Consider the following 22,058-nt stretch of genomic DNA (forward strand, 5'->3'; position numbering starts at 1 on the left):
GTTTGTGGTGAAATAAATCCTGGCTTAGGTCGTGATGAAAGAGAATGGGAATGTCCACACTGCCACAGCATACTTCAAAGGGATGTTAATGCTGCAAAAAATATTTTAGACGAAGCTCTACGCGCCACTGGTTCAATGGTGTTATGCTTAGTAGATTTCATACCTATCGGTCAAGGAAAATTCGAATATTATTACGAATGGAAAGGCCTTGACAAAACAGTAGGTATGGCCTAAGAATCTCCAGCTTCTACAAGCTGGAGAGGTTCAATGAAGATGTTCCTTCACAAGATGAAAAATATCAGAATATGAAAAGATACCTTGAATCATATGACACCGCAGTATCCAAGATTTATCATGGAATTCCCGTAAAATCTGAGTTGGATTCGGTGCATAAGTTCAATCCCGAGTTTACAAGATTATTCACCAAAAACTTGGTTGAATATAATCAAAAAGAGAAACCCGTTACATTCAAGCAAAAATTAAAAAGGATTTTTTAAAAAAATACATTAATAAATGGGTGATGACACCCCGTCAAGTTCTCATCAGAGTAATTGGGACATTGTTTTATGCCACTAATAAAACAAAGCCTATTGAAATTGCGTATAAACATAATAATGCTAGGATAATTTGTTTCATTTTATAATCTCCAGTTAATTAATATTGTGCAATCAGATAGCACACTTACTATTAGCTTTATTAAAGCCCATATATAAAGATTTTCGAATGCAAGTGCTTGCTTGCATCTCAAAAAAGAAATTAAAAAGAATATAAGCAATATCAAGTTGTTTAAATCCATTAATAAAAAACGTGTTAAATTTAACAGATTATAAAGCAACTAACATTATATAATAGTTTCAATATAGTTAAATTATGGAATTTAAAGATGTAGGAGCACTAACTAAAATTAATAAATTAAATTATCGTGACCTGGCGATATTTCTGATACCGATTATCGTATTTTCAGTCTATCTGGCAGTGTTCAACCCGTGCATTGCCACCTATGACACTTTCAATCAGCTGCACCAGATCGCTTCGGGAAGCTTTACAAATTGGCATCCCTTTTTCCACACCTTCATAAACATGATCTGCCTTGGAATTTATCCAAGCACAACATCGGTGTGCATTCTGCAGATTCTGACATTTTCAGTGATGTGGATGGTGATTTGCAAGTACCATCGCGATGACGAAGGCGACCTTCGCAAAGGCTTTAAGCTTCAGGTGATCCTCACGGTCATAATCTGCATAATACCTATAAATGCACTGTATTCAATAACATTGTGGAAGGATATCCTGTTCAGTTATTTCTTAATGTTCCTATGTTTTTTGGCTAAAGTGATGATAGACAGGCAGGGAAAGGTTGACATTAAGTTTATCCTGCTTCTTTCAATAATCATGGCATTTGTTGCAGAGCTTAGAGGAAACGGACTGTACGTCATAATAATTGTCCTTGCCGTTTACGCCATATACCTTTTCATGAAGAAAAATCGGAAAATGAGCCTTGCATTGGCAATATTGACCGTGACATTCATCCTGCTTATCGCATCCTTGAACGTTGCATACGATGTTGAGGACAATGAGAAGGACGCCCTTGCAACAAAATTGGCGCACATGCTGGCGGATTACGACTTGAATCTGGAAATGGATGATGCTGACAGAAACCAAATCCACAAGCTAATCAACAAGGACAAGGTCAAGGAGGCCTACAAGCCAACAAAATCAGACCCGATTTTCGCCATAACGGATTATGACGAATATGACAACAATAAGGGAACATATATCGGACTGGCGGTAAAATATTCACTGAAAGATCCTCTGCATTGCCTGCAATACCTTTTCGGCGCATCCCCTATGGTGTGGGACATCACCAAGGATGGCGATTGGATGGGCCGTCCGTACTACATGAGCGGAGACCGTGACAGGCTGCAGTCAGACTTCAATGAGTTTTATGTAAGGCACAACAACACCCCGACAGAGCCGTATGAGAACCTGTCATATGCAAATTGGGGAACACCTGCCTTTAACCTGCTCAACTCATTGGCATTGGGAATTGAGGCATCATTCTTTGACACAATATTCAATAGCCCTGCGCTTTACATGTACCTGTCAATAATCCTTTTGGTAATGATACATCTCATAACCAGGACAAGGGAAATCTATCTTATCTACATTCCAAACGTTTTAAACATTCTGGCGATATTCTTCTCAACACCAATCCAGGATTACAGATACCTCTATCCGAATCTGCTGATTTGCTATCTGCTGATAATAATCCTGATATGGCTGAGATACGGTTCCAGCGATGAGCCACAAATATCACTAAATCCAATGGAATACATAAGAAAGCTTAAAAATTAGCCGTTGATTTGACATCACAGTCAAATCATCTTTTTTTAAAAATTATATCTTACCGTAAAACATCACACGCCTTGCGATAAAATTCCAGAACAACACGATTATCGCAGCCATTATTTTTGATATGAGATAATACAATCCGAAGATATCTGTAAAGAGCCACAGAAGAATTTCGGTGAAAACCAGCCCGATTGTGCTGATAATCAAAAACAGGTAAAACTCCACAAGCTTATTGCCGATTTTGTCCTGATTGAACACCCACCTTGTGCTCATCAGATAGTTGACCATGACTGATATTATGAATGAAAAAACACCTGAAAGCAAATAGTATATTCCGCAGATGTCACTGAAGAAATATAAGAAAAAGAAATCCACAGCAAAAGCGTTTCCTCCAACGAAAACATACCTGAAAAGTTGGATGAAAATATTGTCGGTCTTTTCTTTAAAAAGCTTGTCAATCATGCTAATCATCCTTGTTCAATTCGTTGAGTAAAATCAGGTGACGCTCTAGATTGTCCGCATGCTGCCTTTTGAGAACGTGCAGGACGACCCCTGTAAAGAATATGATTGCCGCAACAATGACCACAGTTGCAATTATAATCAGTGTCGGAATCTTCAAGACATGACCTGTCGAGAAGTACCTGAACAGTATCGGGAAAAAGTGAATTCCCGCAATGATTAGAAGGAGGACTGTTATTGATGAAAAGAACAGAAACGGCCTTTCATCACGAATCAGAGCAATGATCATTGAAATAACCTTATACCCATCAGTATAGGTATTCAGTTTTGAATCGCTGCCCTCCATCCTATCCCGGTAGCTTATGGGAATCTCCTTAATTTTGAAATTATTGATTAAGGCAAATACGCTCATCTCGGTTTCAATCTCGAATTCCCTTGATGAGATGGGAAACGATTTGACATAATTGAAACTGAATCCCCTCATTCCAGTCATTATGTCTTTCAAGTCACTCTGAAAGAAAGTGTTGATTAATCTGCGAACTGTAACATTTCCAAAATTGTGAAAAGGACGGTCATTCTCTTCGAAATATGTTGAGGATAGCCTGTCACCAATGACCATGTCCGCCTGACCGCTTAAAATAAGCTCCTCGATTTCAACCGCAGCCTCAGGAGGGTAGGTGTCATCCCCATCAACCATAATATAGCAATCCGCATTGATTTCACGAAACATTGTCCTTACAACATTGCCCTTACCCTGCTTATACTCATATCGGACGATTGCACCTGCATCCCTTGCGATTTCATCGGTGCCATCAGTTGAGTTATTGTCATAGACATAAATTTCGGCATGAGGCATTTCCCGTTTAAAATCATTTATAACCTTACTTATGGTCTTGGATTCATTGTAACATGGAATAAGAATTACAGTTTTCATAATATACCTTAAATTATTCTTCAATTATTAGTTTTAAAAAAATAGACATATATAAATTTCGATGTGACACCTATCACATGGAAATGACCGCTGGAGAGTGAGAAGTCACTTTAATCGAAAAGGATGAAATGATTAAAATGCTTCAGAAATTGATTAAGCACTTCATGTGTTTAATCGCTAATTTAAAAAAAAAAGGATTAAATGCATTTAAAATGCATTTAAACTAGTAATAGTATTCCCTATAGGCATCAGCCTTAAATGTGTAGGCAGTATATCTTTTGGCGTATTTTGTGACATAGTATACGTCGCCATAAAATACCCAGCCTTTGCGTTTAGCCTTTTTAACTATCTTTTTGGCTTTTTTCTTGAATTTTTTGGTTTGTTTTTTAACGTACTTTTTGTACTTTTTGTATTGTTTCCATTCCTTTTTATATGATTTAGGAGGCTTGTATCCGTCATCAAATGCCCAATATTTCTTTGGAAGCTTTAATTTACCCAATTTGAATGTCTTGTACTCTGTTCCAACCTGAAGGTCGTCATAGTCATCATAATCATCATAATAATCGTCATCATAATAACTACTTGACATTGACAACTCCTCATTTTCAGCAGCATTCATAGCCAAGACTTCACTGGAATCCTCTTCAGCGGATACGACATCTTCTTCAATGACACCTACAGAATCATCATCACTTACCGCCACAACCTCATCTTCAGCAGCGCCAAGCACTTCATCCTCGCTGACTTCAGCTATGTCATTTTCATCGTTTTCTTCACTGACCGCCAGAACATCCCCATCATCAAGAGCCAAATCCTGAGTGTCGCCAGTCGATACGACATCAACTGTCGAATTGGAGTCGATTGCACTGACAGCACCGATTCCCACCAGGAGAATCAGGCAACAAATCAATATCTTTAACTTATTTTTCAATCTTATCTCCCCATAAATTATCAGTACATATAGTATATTTGAGGAATTATATATAATTTGACATTTAATTTGCAGTTATTTAGCCATTGTAAGGCGAAAATGGAAATTTGATGTAATTAATTCATTACTTCATGCCATACCGTTTGTCTTGAATGTCCATAGTCATCAATCAAAGGAAAACCCTCGATAGCAACCTCTGTTGCATTCTCCACATTGATATTATAACATTAATAGATTAACATGCCTAATTGTGCCCACCAAGCCGAGGAGATGTTATATAAATTATTTTTAACATTCATACCATATGGTAGCATTGCATGCCCCATACCCATAAATAATTTTTACAGAAGCGTGCTTTTGTGTTTTCTCATTTTATCGCACTTCAATAACCAATATTAAAAACAAGAAACAAATTACATATTACAGAATATTCTGATAATTTAAAGCGCTTGAAATAATCTTTAATCAGCGAATGATTAAAGCTGTAATCAAAAAAAATAGATATGGGAAATAAATAATTTCCCTAATAAGATTTATACCATACTTTAGCCTTGTATGGAGTGTATCCATCAATCAAATCGGTTCTAATGTGACCTCCACTTCCCTTGACGGTCTTTGTAACTTTACCATGTTTGCTCTTAAAGTAAAACTTGACCTTGACAAGCTTTGTGTGGTGAGGTTCAATGTCTCCATCAATACCGCTGCCGATATACCATGAAGTTACTCCGGTTCCCCTTTGAAATTGCATGTTGCCGTCGTAGGTCACGTAACCTGCAATAGCATCCCCATTACTTAACTTAACGGCTTTTGGTCCCCATAAAACTCCAGGTTGGAAATTATAGATTTTGACTTTGGTTTTTGATGTCTTTGCAGCGCTCACATCATGAGCTGAGACTGCACAAACAAGAACAATAGCTCCAATTAAGATTAAAAGAATAATCAATTTTCTCCTATCAAAAGTCATGATTAATAATATTTAAAAACAAGTATAAAAAAATTAAGGGTGAAATAAAAAAAGAAAAAATGACCCCTCTAATACATTTCCATTGCGCCAATCATCAAGGGCATGTTTTTGGAGTTGATGACAACAAGCTTGCCGTCTTGCCTATATGAAAAGGTGTATGTCCCGTTCTCATCAACGAAATATCCCTCCACGGATCCGAACATTGTCCTTGCGGAAGTGACATTTCCAGTCTTGTTTCCAGCCACTTTTTTAACAGTACCGTTTTCAGTTACACTGATGTTTAGCTTGTCGTTTCCGTGCATGAAATCCATTTCAGTGGCATTTTCAAAAGTCACGTCATAATCGGTCGGCACCGTGAAATTTATCCCATTGATGTCAAATATCTCAACTTCGCGATATGCAAATGTCCCATTTGTTGGAGTGAATGTCTCTGCACTTGCAAAACCCACAAATGCCAAGAGGATTATACAAACCACAACTATTTTGAATCTCATGTTTGATAATATGAACATTTGGATTTAAATTACTTTTAGTAAATTTTAGGCATGAATAAATTTATATATCTTTAAATAAGATAGGAGAATAAATAATAATTGTAACACTTTCCCGTGTTGCACTAAAAAATTTTTTTAGTTTAAGTCCTAAAGGATCCATCCTTCCTTTAGGATTATTAACTAATCTCTAGTTTTAAAAAAATAAGAATTATAAGACTACTTCAAACAATCTTGTTTCGTTTGAAGCACCCACCAGGATTCCAGTGTCGTTTTCAACGTATCCGAAGTAGGTCAAGTTGTTTTCTGTGTAATTCCAACCTTTATGACCATTGATTGTGGTTTTTTCTGCACCATCCTTGTACAGCTCATCAAGGCTGATTCCCATCCAATCTGAAATTACTGTTATTTGAATCTCACCATTGGCCTCATTAATGTAAAAACAGGTTTTTCCGTTAGACCCTAAATCATTGAAGTCCTCTGAATCTTTCAATTCGCCAAATCCTTCAGGAATTGTGAAATTGACACCTTCAAAAGTTATGTTTGTTGTATTGTTGAGATACTTGACATCCTCATGAGCGCCAACCATACCAACCAACATGCATGCCATGAGCATTATCGGAATTAGCTTTATCAGTTTCATGGTTAATTATTTGTTTTGACATTAGATAAATATTATGCAGAACAGTCAAAATAAAGTGTGAATATAATTAAAAATACATATTAAATTCTTTAAAGTACAAGGAAAAAGTATTAAAATAATTAAAGATAAAATACATTTAATGAAAGTTTATGTCAACAAGACAAAATAGTTTTTTACTAATCTACATATAGGCGATAAAATGGATGCAAACTCAATAAAATACGGAATCTTATCATTCATAATACCTGGACTCGGACAGTATCTGAACTCAGACAAACAGAAAGGACTTGCGCTTCTTGGAGGAGCAGTGATATTGCACATATTCATATGGTTTTTTGCAAACAATCCCCTAGGAAGCCTGATAAATACCGTATACCACCTGTACGCAGGATATGATGCATATAAAAAATATTAAAAAAAAAGAATATAAGCAAATGAACTTAATCATTTGCCGGTTTGACTTTGGTAAGTACAAATGCAAAGATTAAAACAACTGCGATTATAATCAGATCAATAGTTACTTCAAATGTTGTAGCGGTTGAGAACAGTTTTACAATACCAATAGCCCACATAACGATTAAAACTAACGGAAGCAAGTATTTAATCACAAATGCCCATGTTTTACCAACCTTGAATGATGAATACTCGTTTAAAGCAGGGAGGAACTTGTCAACACCCCAGAACCATGCAAATATGATACATTGGATTCCAATCAAGAGCAATATACCGAACTCATTTACGAATGAGTCGATGATTCCTACAAGATAGCTGCTTATTCCGGTTGTTAAAATCAATGAGAATACACAACCGATTACACTCAATATTGTAGCGGTTTTCTTACGGGACCATCCGAGCTTGTCGGAAGTTGAATTCAACATCGGTTCGAAGAACCCTAAAGCTGAAGTGATTCCAGCGAATAAAATCGCAAGGAACAGCAATGGAGCCAAAATTCTTCCGATCGGACCCATGATGTTGAAAATCATTGGGAATACGATAAATATCAAACCTGTACCTTCGGTAATCAGCTGAACCATCGGAGTACCTGCAGTCACTGACATGTATCCAAGAATGGAGAACACACCGAATGCAGTACAAATCTCAAACAATGAGTTTGACGCAACAACGATCAATACATTGTCAATCAATTTGGAATTTTCCGGCAAGTAACTAGCATAAGTCAATGCAATAGCCTGACCCATACTTAATGAGAAAATGATTTGAGCGAATGCTGCGAGCCAGATATTTACATCCAAAAGCTTATTCCAGTCAGGAGTCAGCAATGTAGCAACACCAACATTTGCACCAGGCAATGTCAATGCATAAATAATAATTGCACCCATAATCAAAAATAAAGCAGGAATAAGGATTTTTGAAACTTTACCAATACCTTTATCAACATTCCTATGTGAAATGAACCATAAGATAACCCATAAAAGCAATACACCCACTGTGGTAGGAATAAGCAAGAAATTAGCATTGGAAAGGTTGGAGCTTCCACCTACAGTGTTAACAAAGTAGTTGGCAGCGTCTGTTCCCCAACTGAAGGTGAAACTGCTGCCGAGATATACTAAATCCCAACTTAGGATTACCATATAATAAATTGTAACAATAAATACGAATAACACCAAAATCCAAGCGACTATCTCGAACTTCGGATTAATATCTTTCATGATCTTCGAAAAGGACTCCTTAAATGAGAATCCCACACCATATTCTAGTATTAAAAATGGAACTCCCATGATAGCAATTGCAATAAGGTAAGGGATAAAGAATGACCCTCCACCGTTAGAATAAAGCACATAACTGAAACGCCAGATATTTCCAAGACCAACTGCCGCTCCAATCATAGCAAATATAAATGCTATTGACGAATCCCATTGTGCTTGTTGACTCATATTATTATTTAAGTAACTTCTTACATATAAAACTGTAATGAATGTTTTCGATAAATTTCTAATGGGTGAGACCACAGGCATAAACTGGTGCTTTGAAAATAGGCATTTTCAGCAAAGGCTTGATGAAAATGGATTAACAAGAGAATATGTCGTTGATTGCCTAATGATGGAAGAACCTATCAAATGGGACCGTGAAGATGGCAACCTATACTCCGTAGTATATAAGGCACCGTCAAATAAAGATTACAAAGAAATAAGGCTATTAATGGCCTGCAGTGGAAACTCAATAGACCTCGTCACAGTGATGAGAAACAACGAAACAACAACCAATCGCCAAAACAAGCAATACCAATCAAACAAAAAGAAAGAAATAGAAAAGAAACGCCTCAAGGCGCTTTCAAAAAGAAAATGGTAAAAAGGTAATCAAACCTTTTTAAAATTAAAATTGCAACTAATACCCATTCTGAATAAAACAACACCTAAAGCCCCACCATTCTTGGCGGCCTTCGCATCCTTAAGCAGGGAAGACTGAGACAATTTCTTAGTGTTTTCATCGGAATGATAAGACTGCAGACCTGTCCATATCTGAGCGCCGTTTGATTGGCCCACAAATGTCTTTGTCACGGAAGTGACCCATGACCTTGTCTGCTTATAATTGCCCTTATACACCATAGGAATCAACGCATCAGCATACTTACTCATAGTAGAAACATCCTGACCATAATAATAAGTCATCATGCTTGGTTCCGGCATCAATGCCGCAGAAACAATGCAGTTCGGTTTTATCTTATGGATTTTAGTGGAAGCCTTCTTCATGAAGTAGTTGATAGCACGGTTAGGATCCTTATACAGGTGTGCGGTACCACCGAATCTCACATAGTCAAAGTGAATTCCATCGACTCCTGTGATTTTAGCATACCTTTTAGCTTCCTTGATTTTCTTGTTCAGGAACGAATACTTGATGTTGTTGTTATCGTCAATCGGCCTTACCCAGCCGCTTCCGCTGTAGCATACCTGCATCCACAAGTGAACCTTGATTCCATATTTATGTGCAGTCTTGATAAATGAGACCACAGAGGACTTGCCATATGATGACAATGCCTGAACATGGAGGAAAAGATGCTTTGTTCCCTTTTTGGAAAGGCTTTTAAGACTTATGCTTTTCATGTGGGCAGCCCATAGCCAATAACCGTTACCCTTAGGGATTTTAGCCTTGACCTTGATGGTGTGTGAACCACTGGAAGCCAAGTATGGAGAAGTCTTCTTAAAGGAATACTTTACCTTATACTTTCCTTTCTTAAGTTTCAAAAAGACTTGCGCAACACCATTTTTATCTGTTTTTGCACTGTACTTCTTGCCAGCAACCTTGAATGTCACATACTGGTTTTTGATTGCATTACCGTTCAAGTCAAGCAGCTTCACATAAAACTGGCATTTGGAGCCTTGACGGTAGTTGATGTACTTGTCACCAAGAACCATTTTGGTTTTTATAGGGTCTTTTATGGTCACCTTACAGTCTTTTGTTGCATTACTTGTTAAATCATCACCAGAATAACTTATGGCCGCAGTGTATGTACCTGTTTTAAGTTTTACATTCAAATTGACTTCACCGTTCTTGTCGGTGTTCTTGTTATATGTCACACCGTTCAGAACTATCTTGATTGGTTTTGAAGCCAATGCGGTTCCGTTGGATGTCAGCTTAATGTTGATTGTTGTTGTGAATGTTTCATAGCCCTTGACCTTTGAGGCAGTGATTATGGAAGTTGTCTTTTCGACTTCAGGCTGATCCTCTGCCGGCCGGTCTTCAGAAACAATATCCTCACCAATAGGTACTTCATCAACAACATCCTGGCTTAAAACATCCCCATCGGATGGAACATCAGCTTCTGAGACAATATTCGTAGCATTGCCTTCAGCAGACACCGCAGTGATTGACAGCGCCGCCACCATGACCAATAATATCAATATCAGTTTTCTCATGTTTTAAACCTCATTAAAGTTGAAAAAATTGAGCAATCCGTATCTGAACATGATTACCCCATAAGCTCCAGCCAATGCAGCTGCATCGGCATCCTTCATCAGTTCACTGGCAGACAGTCTGTTCACATTGGAATCGGATTTGTATGTTTGAAGACCTGTCCAGATTTTTGCCTTTTTAGATTGGCTGATGAATATCTTTGTGGTCTGTTTAATCCAAGCGCCTCCAGCATTATAATTTCCCTTATAAACCATCGGAACAATGACATCAAGGTATTTGCTCATGGTAGGAATATCCTGAGCGTAATACTTCTTCATTGAAGAAGGTTCAGGCATTACTGCCGCTGAAACGATTATCTTTTTGTTTACACCGTGAATTGCGGAACATGCCTTTTTAGTGAAGTAATTGACTGCCTTTACGGCACCACTGTACTGGTAAGCATTTCCAGGGAATCTGATATAGTCGAAGTGTATACCTGAAACTCCCTTAATCTTAGCGTATGATTTTGCCTCATTGACCTTGGACTTGATTAAGCTGTAGTCAATCTTTCCATTCTTGATTGGATTTTGCCATCCGCCGGACTTGTAGAATACCTGCATCCATAAGTGAACCTTGATTCCGTGGGATTTTGCATCCTTAATCCATGACACAAGATAGGATTTTCCGAAACGCTCGATAGCCTTTGCGTTCAGGAAGATGTGCTTGGTTCCGTACTTTTGAAGCTTGTCGAAATCAACACCTTTCATGTCTGTTGAAAGCATCCAGAAACCGTTGTTACGAGCTTGTTTAGGTTTCACCTTAATTGAAAATTTTTTGGATGCCTTGTTATATGTTGAATCCTTTAAGAACTTGGCCTTTACCTTGTAGGAACCTGTCTTGAGCTTGATGGTAACTGTGGCAATTCCCTTTTTGCTTGTCTTTTTGGTGTAGGTCTTCTTGTTTACTGTGAACTTGACCTTCTTGCCTGCCACCACATCACCTCTTACATCGGTGATTTTCACCTTGAACTTGCCGGCTTGCTTATTTCTGTAAATTTTTGAATAGTATTTGGTTATCTTGACCGGAACACCTTTTTTAACGGTTATCTTGCTTGATCCGGAAGACTTCTTAATATTGTCCTCTCCCGCATAGGAATACTTCATGGTATATGTTCCCTTCGGAAGCTTGATGTTCAACTTTGCAATTCCCTTTGAATTGGTTGTCTTGACATAGGTCTTTCCGTTGATTGTGAATGTTACGTCCCTTCCAGCCAATGGAAGTCCACCAACGGTCAAGAGAACTGTGTACTTGTTTTTAATGCCAATATATGCCACATAGTCTGATCCCTTAATCTTGGAAGTGGATGTGGATATGACGAATATCTCCTTTGAAAGGGAACTTGAAGTGTATCCGCTTTCCTCAAAGGAGCATTTGACAGTGTATGTTCCAGGATTAACGTCTACTTTCAGTTTGGCAATTCCATCATCATCTGTTTTGACTTCTGAAGTCACCTTGTTTAGTTCGAACTTAACAGTCTTGTTGGCAATTCCTGTGCCGTTTTCATCTGCCAATTTAACTTCAATATAATTTCCTTTAACAATATTTGTATCATTACTCTCAAGTGATGTTACAATAGAGTCCTGTGATGAATCATCATCCTGTAAAGACTCCTCAGATTCGCCAAGCATAGGCTCTGAAGTCTCTTCAAGGAGTGTTTCATCATTATCCAAACTTATCGGTTGTGAATCATCACCCAAGGTAGAGTTATCAACTGCATTGACTGCACTTAATATGAAAAAGAATATTAAGATTATTGATAAAACAAACGTTTTATTTTTAATCGAAATTTTTCCACCTTCTATTTAATAATTTAAATAAATTTTTATTTTAAAAGATATATAAATGTTTTTAATAGCTAAATAAGATTAAAATAGCTTAATTAAAGAAAAATAAGTTAAAAATGGGCAATAAATGGTATAAAAATAATTATTTGATTGAAGTTGATTGTAATAATCTATAATATAAGGATTTTAAATTATAAAAATTGTAACATTACAAGATTTGAAATATTAATTTAAAAATAGTTTAGGATAAAAATAAAAAATGATTAACTGATAATATTAACTATCAGTTAAATTAAAGCTTAATTTTCCAGTTCCATTAGCAGTTATCTCTAATTGACTGCATTGAGGGGATAATCCTTGAAGAAGTGCTGTTCCGTCAGATGCACCCATATACTGTGGCAGGTAGTTAGAGATATAAATCGGATAAACTGTACATTCCCCTGTGTCGTTGACCAGGTCAAGTTGGACAAAGTACGCTGAATGTGTTGCGGTATTTGACTGGTCGAATATGAAGTTACCGAGTGAATAGAAAATCGGTTTTCCATTGTACATCTCGATTCCCTGAGTAACGTGAGGGTGGGAACCGATTACGATATCCGCACCGTAGTCAATCAGCTCATGTGCGATTTTAACTTGGTCATCATTAGGAGAATTGGAGTATTCGTTTCCGAAGTGCATGTATGCAACGATTAAGTCTGAATCGTTATTTTCAGAAATTTGCTTTTGGGCATCCTCTGAATCGTATGCTGAATAGCCCGGACTTGATCCGTTAGCATAAGGCATGGCATCATATGAATATTCTGCAAAGTTGTTGGAATCCATATAGTTCAATATGGTAATCTTACGGCCATTCACATCCTTAACAACAGCCTGATGAGCCTCATCCTCAGTGTTTCCCGCACCCATTGGAGTGATGTCTGCATTCTTGAGGTTTTCAATTGTGTCCTTCATTCCTGTTATTCCATAGTCCATTGCGTGATTGTTGGCCAAACCTGCAACGGTAACATTGTTTGCCTTTGCAAGAGGAACATAACTAGGGTCACATTTTAAAGGAACATCTCCCTTAAGCGCATCACCTGATGATGTGGCCGCATTTTCAAAGTTAATCAGCAGCAGATCAACATTTGAGACAACATCACTGACTCCGCTGAACGGGGATGAATCAAGACTTAAAACACCAGGCATATTACGTGCAAACATCACGTCACCTGTGACTGCAATGGAAACGTCCTCCTTAGGCTCGACGTTCACAAGTGAATTGGACCCATTGAAGAATGTTGCAAATGCTGCAATGAAGACCAATATGACAAGCACTATCAACAAGATGTTTCTAAGCTTCATCTTCAACAGCTACCTCGTCATCTTCGGAGAACAGTTGATTCAACATCCATTCTGAATCGTATTCCATAATGTCATCATATCCTTGGCCCACACCTAAAAACATGATAGGCTTTTGGATAACATAACCGATTGAAAGTGATGCTCCACCTTTACTGTCAGCATCCGCTTTTGTGAGAATAACTCCATCAATGTCGATTGCCTCATTGAATTTACGGGCTTGCTCGGTTGCATCGTTACCGGTTATTGCATCACCAACGAAAATTACCAAGTCAGGCTTGGAAACCCTCTTAATCTTTTTCATCTCATCCATAAGGTTTGTGTTGGTTTGCATTCTTCCGGCGGTATCGATCAATACCAGCTCTTTTCCTTGAGCGCGTGCGTGCTCAACCGCATCATATGCAACTGCAGCAGGGTCTGAACCCTTTTGATGCTTGATGATTTTAACACCGACATTGTCAGCATGGTATGTCACCTGTTCAATAGCACCTGCCCTGAAAGTGTCTGAAGCGGCAATTACCGGAGTGTATCCTTTTTTCAAGTAATAGTTAGCGAGTTTTCCGATTGTGGTTGTTTTACCGGTTCCGTTGATTCCGACAAACATGACAACCAGAGGTTCGCCTTGAGCCTTTTTCTCTTCAATCATGTCAGTCATTGATTTGCCCGGAATGCTGATGATTTCCTCAACCGCATCCTTAAGGGCATAATAAGTGTATTCTGTAATGTCGTTGCTTCTCTTGATTTTCTTACCTATAAGGTTTTGCTTAACGTTTTCAACGACTTCGGTTGCAACTTCCATTGCAACATCACCTTGAAGCAATTCCATTTCAAGCTCAAACAATATGTCGTCCACATGTTTTTCCTGAATGGTTTTTTCACGTACAAATGAGAAGATTCCGCCTTTTGCCTCACCATCAGCAGATATGTCCTCTTTTTGTTTATCATCCTTGTTTCTGCTCCAGAAGTGAGACTTTTTCTCTTCAGCAGGTTTCTCTTCATCTTCGGAAGCCTCATCTTCTTGAGTTTCCTCTTCCTTATCCTTGTTCCTGCTCCAGAAGCGAGACTTCTTCTCTTCCTTAGGAGCCTCTTCAACTTCATCCTCGGCTTCGTCTTCTTGAGTTTCCTCTTCCTTATCCTTGTTCCTGCTCCAGAAGCGAGACTTCTTCTCTTCCTTAGGAGCCTCATCTTCATCTTCAGGCTCTTCCCCGACTTCTTCCGCTTCGTCTTCAATCTCTTCTTCAACTTCCTCAGGAACTGATTCCTCTTCAGGTTCAGGAAGCAGGTTTTCCTCTTCAACTTCCTCTTCTTCCTTCTTGTCCTTTTTACCAAATGAGAAAAATGAAAATCTAGAACCGGATTCCTCTTGAAGGTTGTCTTCAGCTTCTGCTTCTTCTATCAATTCTTCTTCCAATTTTTCACTTGTTCGTGAAAACTTCTTTTTCAATGATTCAAACAAAATTAACCCAACCTGTATGTTAGTGTAAAAAAGTTATTTAATAATATGTATTGTTTTCCTATTATTTAAAAAAATAGTAAGTTTGCATTAAAAAAAAGTAGAAAATAAAAAAAATAAGATAAGATAATTTAACCCATTTGGGTCATATTACCTTGAGCTGCAGCCGCAATCTGTTCAGCTTGAGCTTGAAGATTTCCAGCGACATCAGTCACTTGCTGTAAGTTAGCAAGCATTTTGTCTAAGCTGTCTTTCAATTCATCTTTTTGCCCAGAGATAATTTCGCGAGCACCAGCAGCATCTTTTTTAACAGCAAGCCCTGCACCGATACTTACGATGATTTCATCAGTGCTTTTTAATTCTCCTTTAACAAAAGATCCAGCACCAACAGGTACGAATGCCTCAACGGATTCTTTACCTTCAATATCATCTAAAGTATTGAATAATGCATCAACTTCAGCAATGGAAGCTTGGATTAATTCAATTTGTTGTTGAATTAATTCTGCTTGTTGTCTGTACACATTAATTTCATTAAGAAGACTGTTTAATCTTTGTTGATCTTCCATAATAACGCCTCAATGTGTCTATAAAATTTCTTTTACAATTGGGTCTACAACATCTTCAGGAGCAATTTCTTCAATTGATTCAATTGAGATTTGGTTCCTGTTAATACCATGTTTACTACCGAATCTTTCATAGATTTTTTGTTCTATGTCGCTTTCGCTAGTAGCTTTGTATTCTTTGGTGAATTCATGGTATTCGTCACCCATTACAAAAGTACCTTTAACTCTGTAAATTTTTGTTATCATATAAAATCCCTCATGATATATTAATTAAAAATCATCATCTAAAAAGCCTAACGCTTCTTCAACTCTAGCCATTTCAGGACCAGTACTGTCTTTAGCGACAATTGCACCGTTTGAGTTTGCAATGATGCAAGCTCCAACTAGAGGAATACCTCTTCCAACAGTACCAATATCTCCTTCAACACCAAATACTTCACGAGCAAAGTTAACTTCAGATTGCAAAGCGTTTTTACTTATTAAAAATCCTTTATTGGTCACTTTAATCAAAGAACCGATAATGTCGCTTCCAACAATATGGCTGGTTTGAACATTGACATCTAAAGTCTCTTCAATAACTTGAATTGCTTCTTCGCTTAAAAATGGGCTAGCTATAGCTCCTTTGTCATTTGCTGCCACGATATTACCGACGGCAGTGTATTGACCAGGAATAGTAGCTACATTTAAGCCTAAATCCTCAAATTGTTTAACTTCTCTATCTAAAACATGTGGGGAAACAACGATACCATTTGAATTTGCTACAGATAAAGATCCTATAAGGCTACTTCCAGAAATAGAAGACTTGATTACCTCAACTTCCAATGTTTCCTTAATAATTTCTGCTTTTTCATCTAAAAGATTATAAGGAACAATAGCTACATCATCAGTTGCTGTGATAAATACTCCTAAGTTTGGATTTCCTACAATATCAACTCTTTTTAACATATTGTTACCTCACATTATATAGGTGCTTACTTATTCTGCTAAAGTAGCTGTTACAACACCATCATCATCTTTAACTGCTTTTACAGTAATTTTAGAAGGTATTTTTTGGATACCTCTTGCCCAAATAACATGATTAACAGATTCGTCAATTTTAACTTCACTTGCTTTCATGTGTTTGGTTAAAAAGATTTTAATTTCCCTAATAGCTCTAGGAGCTCTGATAGTCCTTTTAATATCTTTTACGTTTCTAAGCGGAATTGTGTAAACTCTTTCCATAATAACCCCTCAATTTATAATTTAAGACTGTTTCTTCTCCAATGTCTAGGTTTAGGTCTGTATCTAAGTTTACGGTTAGTTTTAGCATAAGCCCAGATTGGAATTCTCCTGTTTTGTTTATTTGCTTTTGCCATTCTTAATTTTTTAGCTAATGGTTTATTTCTACTCATTTTCTCACCTGTAATAATAATTATTTTTTATATCCGATAACACGAGTTTGATAATGCTCAGGGAATATGTCCAATGAATTTCCTCCTTTCTCGTCAATCAAAGTCCTTATTTCAACCTCAAAATCTGAACTGTTGTCCTTGTTGGATTTTTCCTTTGAAATCTCAAACAGGCTTTCGGTTATTAGCTTAACAGATTTGTGACCAAAACTGTCCAAATTAATGTATTGCACCTGTTTTCTGTCTTCGAGACTTTTTATCTGATTGATGTTGAGTTTTGGAGTTCTGTCATCTCTTCTAGTCCCATCTGCTATAATATCATTATTTTCAGCTAATTTTTCAACAGTCTGTTCGTGAATGTATTTTATTCCATCATTCGGAAATCCGTCTTTCATAATCATTTCGCATGTTTTATCTAAGATGTCATAATCCATTTTTAAAACGTTATGTTTGAATCCAAGAGATTCAGCGGATTTTCCGGCAGGAATGTAAGAATCATAAACACCAAAGTTTGCTGTATACAATTCGACGTCAAGACCTAACCTCTTAAGCATGACTGCCACAAAGGATGAGTCTTTACCTCCACTATACAAAACAGCCGCTTTCATTGATATTATTTCCTTGTAATTTTAATTTCTCTTTTCTGACCAGCAATTTGTCTGAGTAAGACTTTTAATTGATCGTCAGTAACTTTTCCTCTTAGGCTTCCAGCTTGTGCGGATTGAATCAATTGAAGTTCGATTTGATTAACCATTTCAGGTTTTGTCAATTTAAGATTTGATAATCTTTGACGAGCTTCAGGAGTCATGATTTGACCTAAGATTTGTTTTTTCTGAGCTTCGAATTGTGCTTGAGCTTCTTGCTGTTGAGCTTGTGCCATAGCTTGTTGTTGTGCTTGGTTTTGCGCAGCAGCTTGTTGAGCTTGCAACTCAGCCATTCTTCTTTGACGAATTTCATCTAAATCGCTCATATCAAACTCTCCAAATCATAATTAGTATTTTTCAAGTTCAGGAATGTCTTTAATTATTTCTCCAGAAATTTTATCTAAAAAGGATCTTCCTTGAGGAGTGACAACTCTTCCGCCTTCAACTTTTTCCACATATCCTGCGTCTTCGAGTTGGTGTAATGCAGTTCTGATGATAGATCCGCTACCTTTCATGAATTTTTCAGGGCGTACTCCACGGTCTTTTTTGCCACCGTAGAAAGTTCTTAAACTTTCAACACCAACAGGTCCGTCAATGTAAACTCTTCTGATGATAGAAGCAGTTCTTACAAACCACCAATCTGGTCTTTCTGGTTTTCTTTCTTTGTGAACACCAGTTCTAACAAAATTGGACCATGCAGGAGATTCTATTTTATCATTACTTTTAAATTCTTCTGCGACTTTTTCAATTAATAAATCTGCAGGTACATCAAATACAGTAGTCATATTAATTCTCCAATATTTATTTTATTGTAGCTTAATCCACTGTAAATTTAAGACCTAAAAAATAGGGCCTGTAACTCTAAATTTATAATGTTTAAGGCTTTTTCTTGTAAATAACAGCGACATGACCTCTAACGTCAATGAGTTTAGCTCTTGTTTTAGAGACAATCTCGTCGATGTATTTATCTTTATCGCGTGCGATATTTTTTGCAAATTTAAGTTTGACGATTTCATTAGCTTTCAATTGGCGTTTGATTTCTTCAATAACATTATCGTTAACGCCAGATTTGCCAATGTTAATTGTCATCGCATTAAGAGCTCTATTCATCAGTTCTTTCTTTTCGTGACTCATATTTAGCTCTCCTTCTTAACTTTTTTTCCTTATTATAAGGAATTTTCATTACATGACCGCATTCACCACAAAAAATGTTGACAGACTCGTCAACTAGCCGGACGGTGCAATTGCGACCAGGTGAGAGGAAACTCTTACAGTTCTTGCAATACCTTCTGGACCATTCTTCAGGTACCTTGGTATTGTACTTGGTAGACAATTTAAGTGCCAATTCCACATAGCGATTGGATCGTTCTGGATGGGTGATGAATTCCATCTCGGCCCGATTAAAAAGAATGTTCATTCTTTCAATCGCAATATCAATCATCCACTTTGGTCGTTTTCCTCTACTCAAAAATATCCTCCTTTAAATTGTAGGATATAATATTCAAAATTGAATTAAAATGATTTGCGCAAATTAAAACAAAAACCATAGTTAATATAACCTTAGGTTAATATGAATATTAAGAATAAATATGTTTATTACCATTTATAAAGGTTGTGAATTTAAGGATATTTTTAATGAAAATTATTTTTTTAAAAAAATATAGGTTTAAGAAAACCCATATAATGGTTCAATACTTTTGGAAAGGTCAGAATAATCATCATTTTTAATGATTAAACCATTAATATATGATGTATCTAAAAAAATCATTAAAATCCCTCTTGTGGCGTTAAGATCAAATGATTAATCCCATCCAATTTCACCAAGTCGGCGAAGATTTTTTAAGGAATCATCCCCTTTAGGATTATCATGTTCAAGCATTTCCCAAAGTTTATCCCCATCAATACTTGAAGGAATTTTTTCAACTTTTCTCAAATAATCATAAATGATGCTGTTTACAAGTTTTTCAGGGTTACAATTGATTTTTTTACATCGGACATTTAATTTATCCCATATTTCGTCGGCAATGGTAATGTCACCCATATTTTTACCTCCATTTTCACCTAATCCTTGACGGACGTATTCTTCAACCAAATCCAAATAATCAGATTCTTTTTCAAAAGCATGATTCTTTAAATCCCTAAGTAATTTTTCATCAAGATCTAAGCATATCTTAGTGATAATATCACCTCATAATAATTAAATTTGAATTTAAAGACTAGTTTAAAGATTTAACTACAATACTTGCTTTTCAAACTTAAACTGGCCAGTGAAAGTTAAATAATAGTTTATAAAAAAGAATATATAAATATTATTGAAATGCACAAAAGCACATAATCACATTCACAATTTGAAGAATTTAGAATCAAATATTGACTTAATAAGGCAAAATTGTAGTGATTTGAAAAAATTGTTTTGAGATTGTAAAATTATTACGGTTAAAAAAATAGCATGATGAAATTGACTAAGACATTAGCCAATCCATAAAGTTGATTTCACCAACAGGAAATGTTTCCTCATCGTTGATGACCCTTTCAACAACCCCAACAACCTCATCTATTGTCAAGTCGCTGACGTCAATCTCCTGAACCTTATCCCCATATTTCTCATAAGCTTCAGCTGTGCAGACCCCAAGGGCTTCTGCTTCCAGGTTTTCATGAATCTTTGAGTCGGAATAGTCACGAGCGCTTAGCCTTGACTCCAATATCTCAGGCCTGACCCTCAGCACTATCACCTTGTCGGCACCGTCACAGAGGTGTGAAAGGTGACCCTCAAAAATCAGCAGCTCATCAGAATTTTTGGTCAGGCTATCTACATGGTCGCTCAACTTTTCAATGTCGATTACCTTGTATCCCTTATCCTCATCAATTCCCAATACAAAATCATGCTCGATTGCCAAATCATTGATTTTAATAAGGCGCCCATTCAATTTGGAGGCAATTGTAGTTTTGCCGGTACATGGGGTACCGGTTATGAAAATAGCTGTCATATTACTTCTTCAAAATTACCCTTAAAACGTCCTCATCCTCAAGCACATGGTCAGGCCCGACCTTTTGACCTGGGAATTTGACTGAAGTTCCCCAAACCTTAGCATGACGGAAGTTCTTGACGAATTCACGGTGAAGCTTGCCACATGCATCAATGACTGTAGAGCCTTTCTTGATAACCAGCGGATCTTCCATGTCCGCCTTTCTGCCTTGAGGCTTTAGGTACACTCTGACCAAATCCAAGTTGTCGAATATGATGTCTTTCAACTCATCGATGTTGGTGTTCTTGTCCGCTGAAATCGGAATGAAATCAGGAATGTATTTCCTTAGCTCTTCAAGGTATGCATCATCCACAAGGTCGACCTTATTCAATAATATGAGCATTGGAACGTATGACTTGTTGCGGTCCAGCACATCAATGAACTGGTCCATTGTAACGTCATCACGGAACAGCACGTCAGCATTGATGTATCCGTACTCATTCAATATTGAACGGATTGTCTTTTCATCCAAATAGGTCAATTTACAAGTTGATGATACTTTCACACCACCAAGCTTTTTCCTTTTGACAGTGACATCCGGAGGACGTTCATTTGGCCTGATACCAATGGCCCTCAATTCTTTTAAGATTACATCCAAATGTTGCGGATTGAAAGTGTCTAATACAATAAGAATTAAATCTGCAGTTCTGGCTACGGACAGGATTTCCTTACCCCTTCCTTTACCACTGCTTGCACCGGTAATGATTCCCGGAATGTCGAAAACTTGAATTTTAGCGTTCTTGTGTTCCATTACACCAGGAACGATATCCAAGGTTGTAAACTGATAAGCTCCGACCTTACTCTCAGCATTTGTAATATTATTCAATAATGTGGATTTGCCCACTGACGGAAATCCAACCAACACCACAGTAGCATCACCAGATTTTTTAACGTGGAATCCTTGTCCTTTAGACCCACCGCTACTTCTTTGAAGTGATTCTTCCTTCAATTTAGATAATTTAGCTTTTAACTTACCGATATGGTGAGAAGTAGCTTTATTGTAGGGTGTTTTTTGAATTTCTTCCTCAATATCTTTAATCTTTTCCTCAATACCCATCTAGTATGAACTCCTAAAATTAGTAATTTATATTTAAGATTTTTATTATATAAAAAAGTTTTAGTAAATGATCTCTCATTTAAAAAATAGTCAAAAATTAAAAAAAATAGAAAAAGATT

At 37.0% G+C, this 22,058-nt stretch carries 29 protein-coding genes; 5 read left to right on the forward strand and 24 right to left on the reverse strand.

What is annotated here, in order from left to right; translation table 11 throughout:
- The 3 genes from ILA26_RS05770 to ILA26_RS05780 form a co-directional block, all read left to right on the forward strand.
- Window positions 1-234 (forward strand): zinc ribbon domain-containing protein (locus ILA26_RS05770; RefSeq protein WP_292895214.1); only part of this gene is annotated, 234 nt, incomplete at its 5' end.
- Window positions 235-305: 71 nt separating this feature from the next.
- On the forward strand, window positions 306-497 hold the full coding sequence (locus ILA26_RS05775; protein ID WP_292895217.1) for a hypothetical protein: 192 nt from the start codon (window positions 306-308) through the stop codon (window positions 495-497).
- Window positions 498-870: 373 nt separating this feature from the next.
- Complete coding sequence (locus tag ILA26_RS05780; protein ID WP_292895220.1) at window positions 871-2,355, forward strand: DUF6020 family protein; 1,485 nt, start codon at window positions 871-873, stop codon at window positions 2,353-2,355.
- Between the two features lie 42 nt (window positions 2,356-2,397).
- Here the strand turns inward: ILA26_RS05780 and ILA26_RS05785 are convergent, their stop codons facing one another.
- The 6 genes from ILA26_RS05785 to ILA26_RS05810 form a co-directional block, all read right to left on the reverse strand.
- Window positions 2,398-2,814 (reverse strand): GtrA family protein, encoded by a 417-nt coding sequence (locus tag ILA26_RS05785; protein WP_292895223.1) that lies wholly within the window; start codon window positions 2,812-2,814, stop codon window positions 2,398-2,400.
- Between the two features lies 1 nt (window position 2,815).
- Window positions 2,816-3,745, reverse strand: coding sequence for a glycosyltransferase family 2 protein (locus ILA26_RS05790; protein WP_292895226.1), 930 nt, complete (start codon window positions 3,743-3,745; stop codon window positions 2,816-2,818).
- A 223-nt stretch (window positions 3,746-3,968) separates the two neighbouring features.
- Window positions 3,969-4,676: a hypothetical protein gene (locus tag ILA26_RS05795; RefSeq protein ID WP_292895229.1), complete on the reverse strand. Its 708-nt coding sequence runs from the start codon at window positions 4,674-4,676 to the stop codon at window positions 3,969-3,971.
- Window positions 4,677-5,199: 523 nt separating this feature from the next.
- Window positions 5,200-5,640 (reverse strand): hypothetical protein, encoded by a 441-nt coding sequence (locus tag ILA26_RS05800; protein ID WP_292895232.1) that lies wholly within the window; start codon window positions 5,638-5,640, stop codon window positions 5,200-5,202.
- 68 nt (window positions 5,641-5,708) lie between these two features.
- On the reverse strand, window positions 5,709-6,134 hold the full coding sequence (locus ILA26_RS05805) for a hypothetical protein (RefSeq protein WP_292895235.1): 426 nt from the start codon (window positions 6,132-6,134) through the stop codon (window positions 5,709-5,711).
- A gap of 208 nt (window positions 6,135-6,342) precedes the next feature.
- A complete protein-coding gene (locus tag ILA26_RS05810) occupies window positions 6,343-6,774 on the reverse strand; it encodes a hypothetical protein (RefSeq protein WP_292895238.1) in 432 nt (143 codons plus the stop codon).
- A 199-nt stretch (window positions 6,775-6,973) separates the two neighbouring features.
- Between ILA26_RS05810 and ILA26_RS05815 the strand changes: the two genes are divergently transcribed.
- On the forward strand, window positions 6,974-7,189 hold the full coding sequence (locus tag ILA26_RS05815) for a hypothetical protein (RefSeq protein ID WP_292895241.1): 216 nt from the start codon (window positions 6,974-6,976) through the stop codon (window positions 7,187-7,189).
- Between the two features lie 25 nt (window positions 7,190-7,214).
- Here the strand turns inward: ILA26_RS05815 and ILA26_RS05820 are convergent, their stop codons facing one another.
- Complete coding sequence (locus ILA26_RS05820) at window positions 7,215-8,669, reverse strand: sodium-dependent transporter (RefSeq protein ID WP_292895244.1); 1,455 nt, start codon at window positions 8,667-8,669, stop codon at window positions 7,215-7,217.
- 37 nt (window positions 8,670-8,706) lie between these two features.
- Here ILA26_RS05820 and ILA26_RS05825 point away from each other — a divergent pair, with 37 nt between their 5' ends.
- Window positions 8,707-9,084 (forward strand): hypothetical protein, encoded by a 378-nt coding sequence (locus tag ILA26_RS05825; RefSeq protein ID WP_292895247.1) that lies wholly within the window; start codon window positions 8,707-8,709, stop codon window positions 9,082-9,084.
- An 8-nt stretch (window positions 9,085-9,092) separates the two neighbouring features.
- On the opposite strand, the gene ILA26_RS05830 is transcribed toward ILA26_RS05825, so the two are convergent.
- From ILA26_RS05830 to ILA26_RS05910, 17 genes are all read right to left on the reverse strand, one after another.
- Window positions 9,093-10,649 carry a putative glycoside hydrolase gene (locus tag ILA26_RS05830; RefSeq protein WP_292895250.1) on the reverse strand — a complete coding sequence of 519 codons (1,557 nt, stop codon included), beginning with the start codon at window positions 10,647-10,649 and terminating at the stop codon, window positions 9,093-9,095.
- A gap of 3 nt (window positions 10,650-10,652) precedes the next feature.
- Window positions 10,653-12,383: an Ig-like domain repeat protein gene (locus tag ILA26_RS05835; RefSeq protein WP_292895253.1), complete on the reverse strand. Its 1,731-nt coding sequence runs from the start codon at window positions 12,381-12,383 to the stop codon at window positions 10,653-10,655.
- A gap of 363 nt (window positions 12,384-12,746) precedes the next feature.
- Window positions 12,747-13,811, reverse strand: coding sequence for a CapA family protein (locus tag ILA26_RS05840; RefSeq protein WP_292895256.1), 1,065 nt, complete (start codon window positions 13,809-13,811; stop codon window positions 12,747-12,749).
- On the reverse strand, window positions 13,801-15,264 hold the full coding sequence (gene ftsY, locus ILA26_RS05845) for a signal recognition particle-docking protein FtsY (protein ID WP_292895259.1): 1,464 nt from the start codon (window positions 15,262-15,264) through the stop codon (window positions 13,801-13,803). The genes ILA26_RS05840 and ftsY overlap by 11 nt, the downstream gene beginning before the upstream one ends.
- A 128-nt stretch (window positions 15,265-15,392) precedes the next feature.
- Window positions 15,393-15,827 carry a prefoldin subunit alpha gene (gene pfdA, locus ILA26_RS05850; protein ID WP_292895262.1) on the reverse strand — a complete coding sequence of 145 codons (435 nt, stop codon included), beginning with the start codon at window positions 15,825-15,827 and terminating at the stop codon, window positions 15,393-15,395.
- An 18-nt stretch (window positions 15,828-15,845) separates the two neighbouring features.
- Window positions 15,846-16,070 (reverse strand): 50S ribosomal protein L18Ae, encoded by a 225-nt coding sequence (rpl18a, locus tag ILA26_RS05855; protein ID WP_292895265.1) that lies wholly within the window; start codon window positions 16,068-16,070, stop codon window positions 15,846-15,848.
- A gap of 24 nt (window positions 16,071-16,094) precedes the next feature.
- A complete protein-coding gene (locus tag ILA26_RS05860) occupies window positions 16,095-16,769 on the reverse strand; it encodes a translation initiation factor IF-6 (protein WP_292895268.1) in 675 nt (224 codons plus the stop codon).
- Window positions 16,770-16,799: 30 nt separating this feature from the next.
- Window positions 16,800-17,045 (reverse strand): 50S ribosomal protein L31e, encoded by a 246-nt coding sequence (locus ILA26_RS05865; RefSeq protein ID WP_292895271.1) that lies wholly within the window; start codon window positions 17,043-17,045, stop codon window positions 16,800-16,802.
- A 14-nt stretch (window positions 17,046-17,059) separates the two neighbouring features.
- Window positions 17,060-17,215 (reverse strand): 50S ribosomal protein L39e, encoded by a 156-nt coding sequence (locus tag ILA26_RS05870; RefSeq protein WP_004032463.1) that lies wholly within the window; start codon window positions 17,213-17,215, stop codon window positions 17,060-17,062.
- Between the two features lie 20 nt (window positions 17,216-17,235).
- A complete protein-coding gene (locus ILA26_RS05875) occupies window positions 17,236-17,820 on the reverse strand; it encodes a hypothetical protein (protein WP_292895274.1) in 585 nt (194 codons plus the stop codon).
- A 5-nt stretch (window positions 17,821-17,825) separates the two neighbouring features.
- Window positions 17,826-18,182: a DNA-binding protein gene (locus ILA26_RS05880; RefSeq protein WP_292895277.1), complete on the reverse strand. Its 357-nt coding sequence runs from the start codon at window positions 18,180-18,182 to the stop codon at window positions 17,826-17,828.
- Between the two features lie 21 nt (window positions 18,183-18,203).
- The gene (locus ILA26_RS05885) at window positions 18,204-18,641 is read right to left on the reverse strand and encodes a 30S ribosomal protein S19e (protein ID WP_292895280.1); all 438 of its coding nucleotides are present in this window, start codon (window positions 18,639-18,641) and stop codon (window positions 18,204-18,206) included.
- Between the two features lie 91 nt (window positions 18,642-18,732).
- A complete protein-coding gene (locus ILA26_RS05890; protein WP_292895283.1) occupies window positions 18,733-18,990 on the reverse strand; it encodes a YhbY family RNA-binding protein in 258 nt (85 codons plus the stop codon).
- Window positions 18,959-19,324, reverse strand: a complete 366-nt coding sequence (locus ILA26_RS05895; protein ID WP_292895286.1) for a ribonuclease P protein component 4 — start codon at window positions 19,322-19,324, stop codon at window positions 18,959-18,961. The genes ILA26_RS05890 and ILA26_RS05895 overlap by 32 nt, the downstream gene beginning before the upstream one ends.
- A 333-nt stretch (window positions 19,325-19,657) precedes the next feature.
- Window positions 19,658-19,954, reverse strand: coding sequence for a hypothetical protein (locus ILA26_RS05900; RefSeq protein ID WP_292895289.1), 297 nt, complete (start codon window positions 19,952-19,954; stop codon window positions 19,658-19,660).
- Between the two features lie 364 nt (window positions 19,955-20,318).
- Window positions 20,319-20,843 (reverse strand): adenylate kinase family protein, encoded by a 525-nt coding sequence (locus ILA26_RS05905; protein ID WP_292895292.1) that lies wholly within the window; start codon window positions 20,841-20,843, stop codon window positions 20,319-20,321.
- A gap of 1 nt (window position 20,844) precedes the next feature.
- A complete protein-coding gene (locus ILA26_RS05910) occupies window positions 20,845-21,939 on the reverse strand; it encodes a GTP-binding protein (protein ID WP_292895295.1) in 1,095 nt (364 codons plus the stop codon).
- Between the last annotated feature and the right edge of the window lie 119 nt (window positions 21,940-22,058).

Origin of the sequence: Methanobrevibacter sp., from assembly GCF_017940815.1 — an archaeon.
In the GTDB taxonomy this organism is placed as follows: domain Archaea; phylum Methanobacteriota; class Methanobacteria; order Methanobacteriales; family Methanobacteriaceae; genus Methanocatella.

Excerpts from the sequence above, each read along its gene's own strand:
- ILA26_RS05775 (WP_292895217.1), top strand. The coding sequence starts at position 306 with ATGAAAAGATACCTTGAATCATATGACACCGCAGTATCCAAGATTTAT.
- ILA26_RS05780 (WP_292895220.1), top strand. The coding sequence starts at position 871 with ATGGAATTTAAAGATGTAGGAGCACTAACTAAAATTAATAAATTAAAT.
- ILA26_RS05785 (WP_292895223.1), bottom strand. The coding sequence starts at position 2,814 with ATGATTGACAAGCTTTTTAAAGAAAAGACCGACAATATTTTCATCCAA.
- ILA26_RS05790 (WP_292895226.1), bottom strand. The coding sequence starts at position 3,745 with ATGAAAACTGTAATTCTTATTCCATGTTACAATGAATCCAAGACCATA.
- ILA26_RS05800 (WP_292895232.1), bottom strand. The coding sequence starts at position 5,640 with ATGACTTTTGATAGGAGAAAATTGATTATTCTTTTAATCTTAATTGGA.
- ILA26_RS05805 (WP_292895235.1), bottom strand. The coding sequence starts at position 6,134 with ATGAGATTCAAAATAGTTGTGGTTTGTATAATCCTCTTGGCATTTGTG.
- ILA26_RS05810 (WP_292895238.1), bottom strand. The coding sequence starts at position 6,774 with ATGAAACTGATAAAGCTAATTCCGATAATGCTCATGGCATGCATGTTG.
- ILA26_RS05815 (WP_292895241.1), top strand. The coding sequence starts at position 6,974 with ATGGATGCAAACTCAATAAAATACGGAATCTTATCATTCATAATACCT.
- ILA26_RS05820 (WP_292895244.1), bottom strand. The coding sequence starts at position 8,669 with ATGAGTCAACAAGCACAATGGGATTCGTCAATAGCATTTATATTTGCT.
- ILA26_RS05825 (WP_292895247.1), top strand. The coding sequence starts at position 8,707 with ATGAATGTTTTCGATAAATTTCTAATGGGTGAGACCACAGGCATAAAC.
- ILA26_RS05830 (WP_292895250.1), bottom strand. The coding sequence starts at position 10,649 with ATGAGAAAACTGATATTGATATTATTGGTCATGGTGGCGGCGCTGTCA.
- ILA26_RS05840 (WP_292895256.1), bottom strand. The coding sequence starts at position 13,811 with ATGAAGCTTAGAAACATCTTGTTGATAGTGCTTGTCATATTGGTCTTC.
- pfdA (WP_292895262.1), bottom strand. The coding sequence starts at position 15,827 with ATGGAAGATCAACAAAGATTAAACAGTCTTCTTAATGAAATTAATGTG.
- rpl18a (WP_292895265.1), bottom strand. The coding sequence starts at position 16,070 with ATGATAACAAAAATTTACAGAGTTAAAGGTACTTTTGTAATGGGTGAC.
- ILA26_RS05860 (WP_292895268.1), bottom strand. The coding sequence starts at position 16,769 with ATGTTAAAAAGAGTTGATATTGTAGGAAATCCAAACTTAGGAGTATTT.
- ILA26_RS05865 (WP_292895271.1), bottom strand. The coding sequence starts at position 17,045 with ATGGAAAGAGTTTACACAATTCCGCTTAGAAACGTAAAAGATATTAAA.
- ILA26_RS05870 (WP_004032463.1), bottom strand. The coding sequence starts at position 17,215 with ATGAGTAGAAATAAACCATTAGCTAAAAAATTAAGAATGGCAAAAGCA.
- ILA26_RS05875 (WP_292895274.1), bottom strand. The coding sequence starts at position 17,820 with ATGAAAGCGGCTGTTTTGTATAGTGGAGGTAAAGACTCATCCTTTGTG.
- ILA26_RS05880 (WP_292895277.1), bottom strand. The coding sequence starts at position 18,182 with ATGAGCGATTTAGATGAAATTCGTCAAAGAAGAATGGCTGAGTTGCAA.
- ILA26_RS05885 (WP_292895280.1), bottom strand. The coding sequence starts at position 18,641 with ATGACTACTGTATTTGATGTACCTGCAGATTTATTAATTGAAAAAGTC.
- ILA26_RS05890 (WP_292895283.1), bottom strand. The coding sequence starts at position 18,990 with ATGAGTCACGAAAAGAAAGAACTGATGAATAGAGCTCTTAATGCGATG.
- ILA26_RS05905 (WP_292895292.1), bottom strand. The coding sequence starts at position 20,843 with ATGACAGCTATTTTCATAACCGGTACCCCATGTACCGGCAAAACTACA.
- ILA26_RS05910 (WP_292895295.1), bottom strand. The coding sequence starts at position 21,939 with ATGGGTATTGAGGAAAAGATTAAAGATATTGAGGAAGAAATTCAAAAA.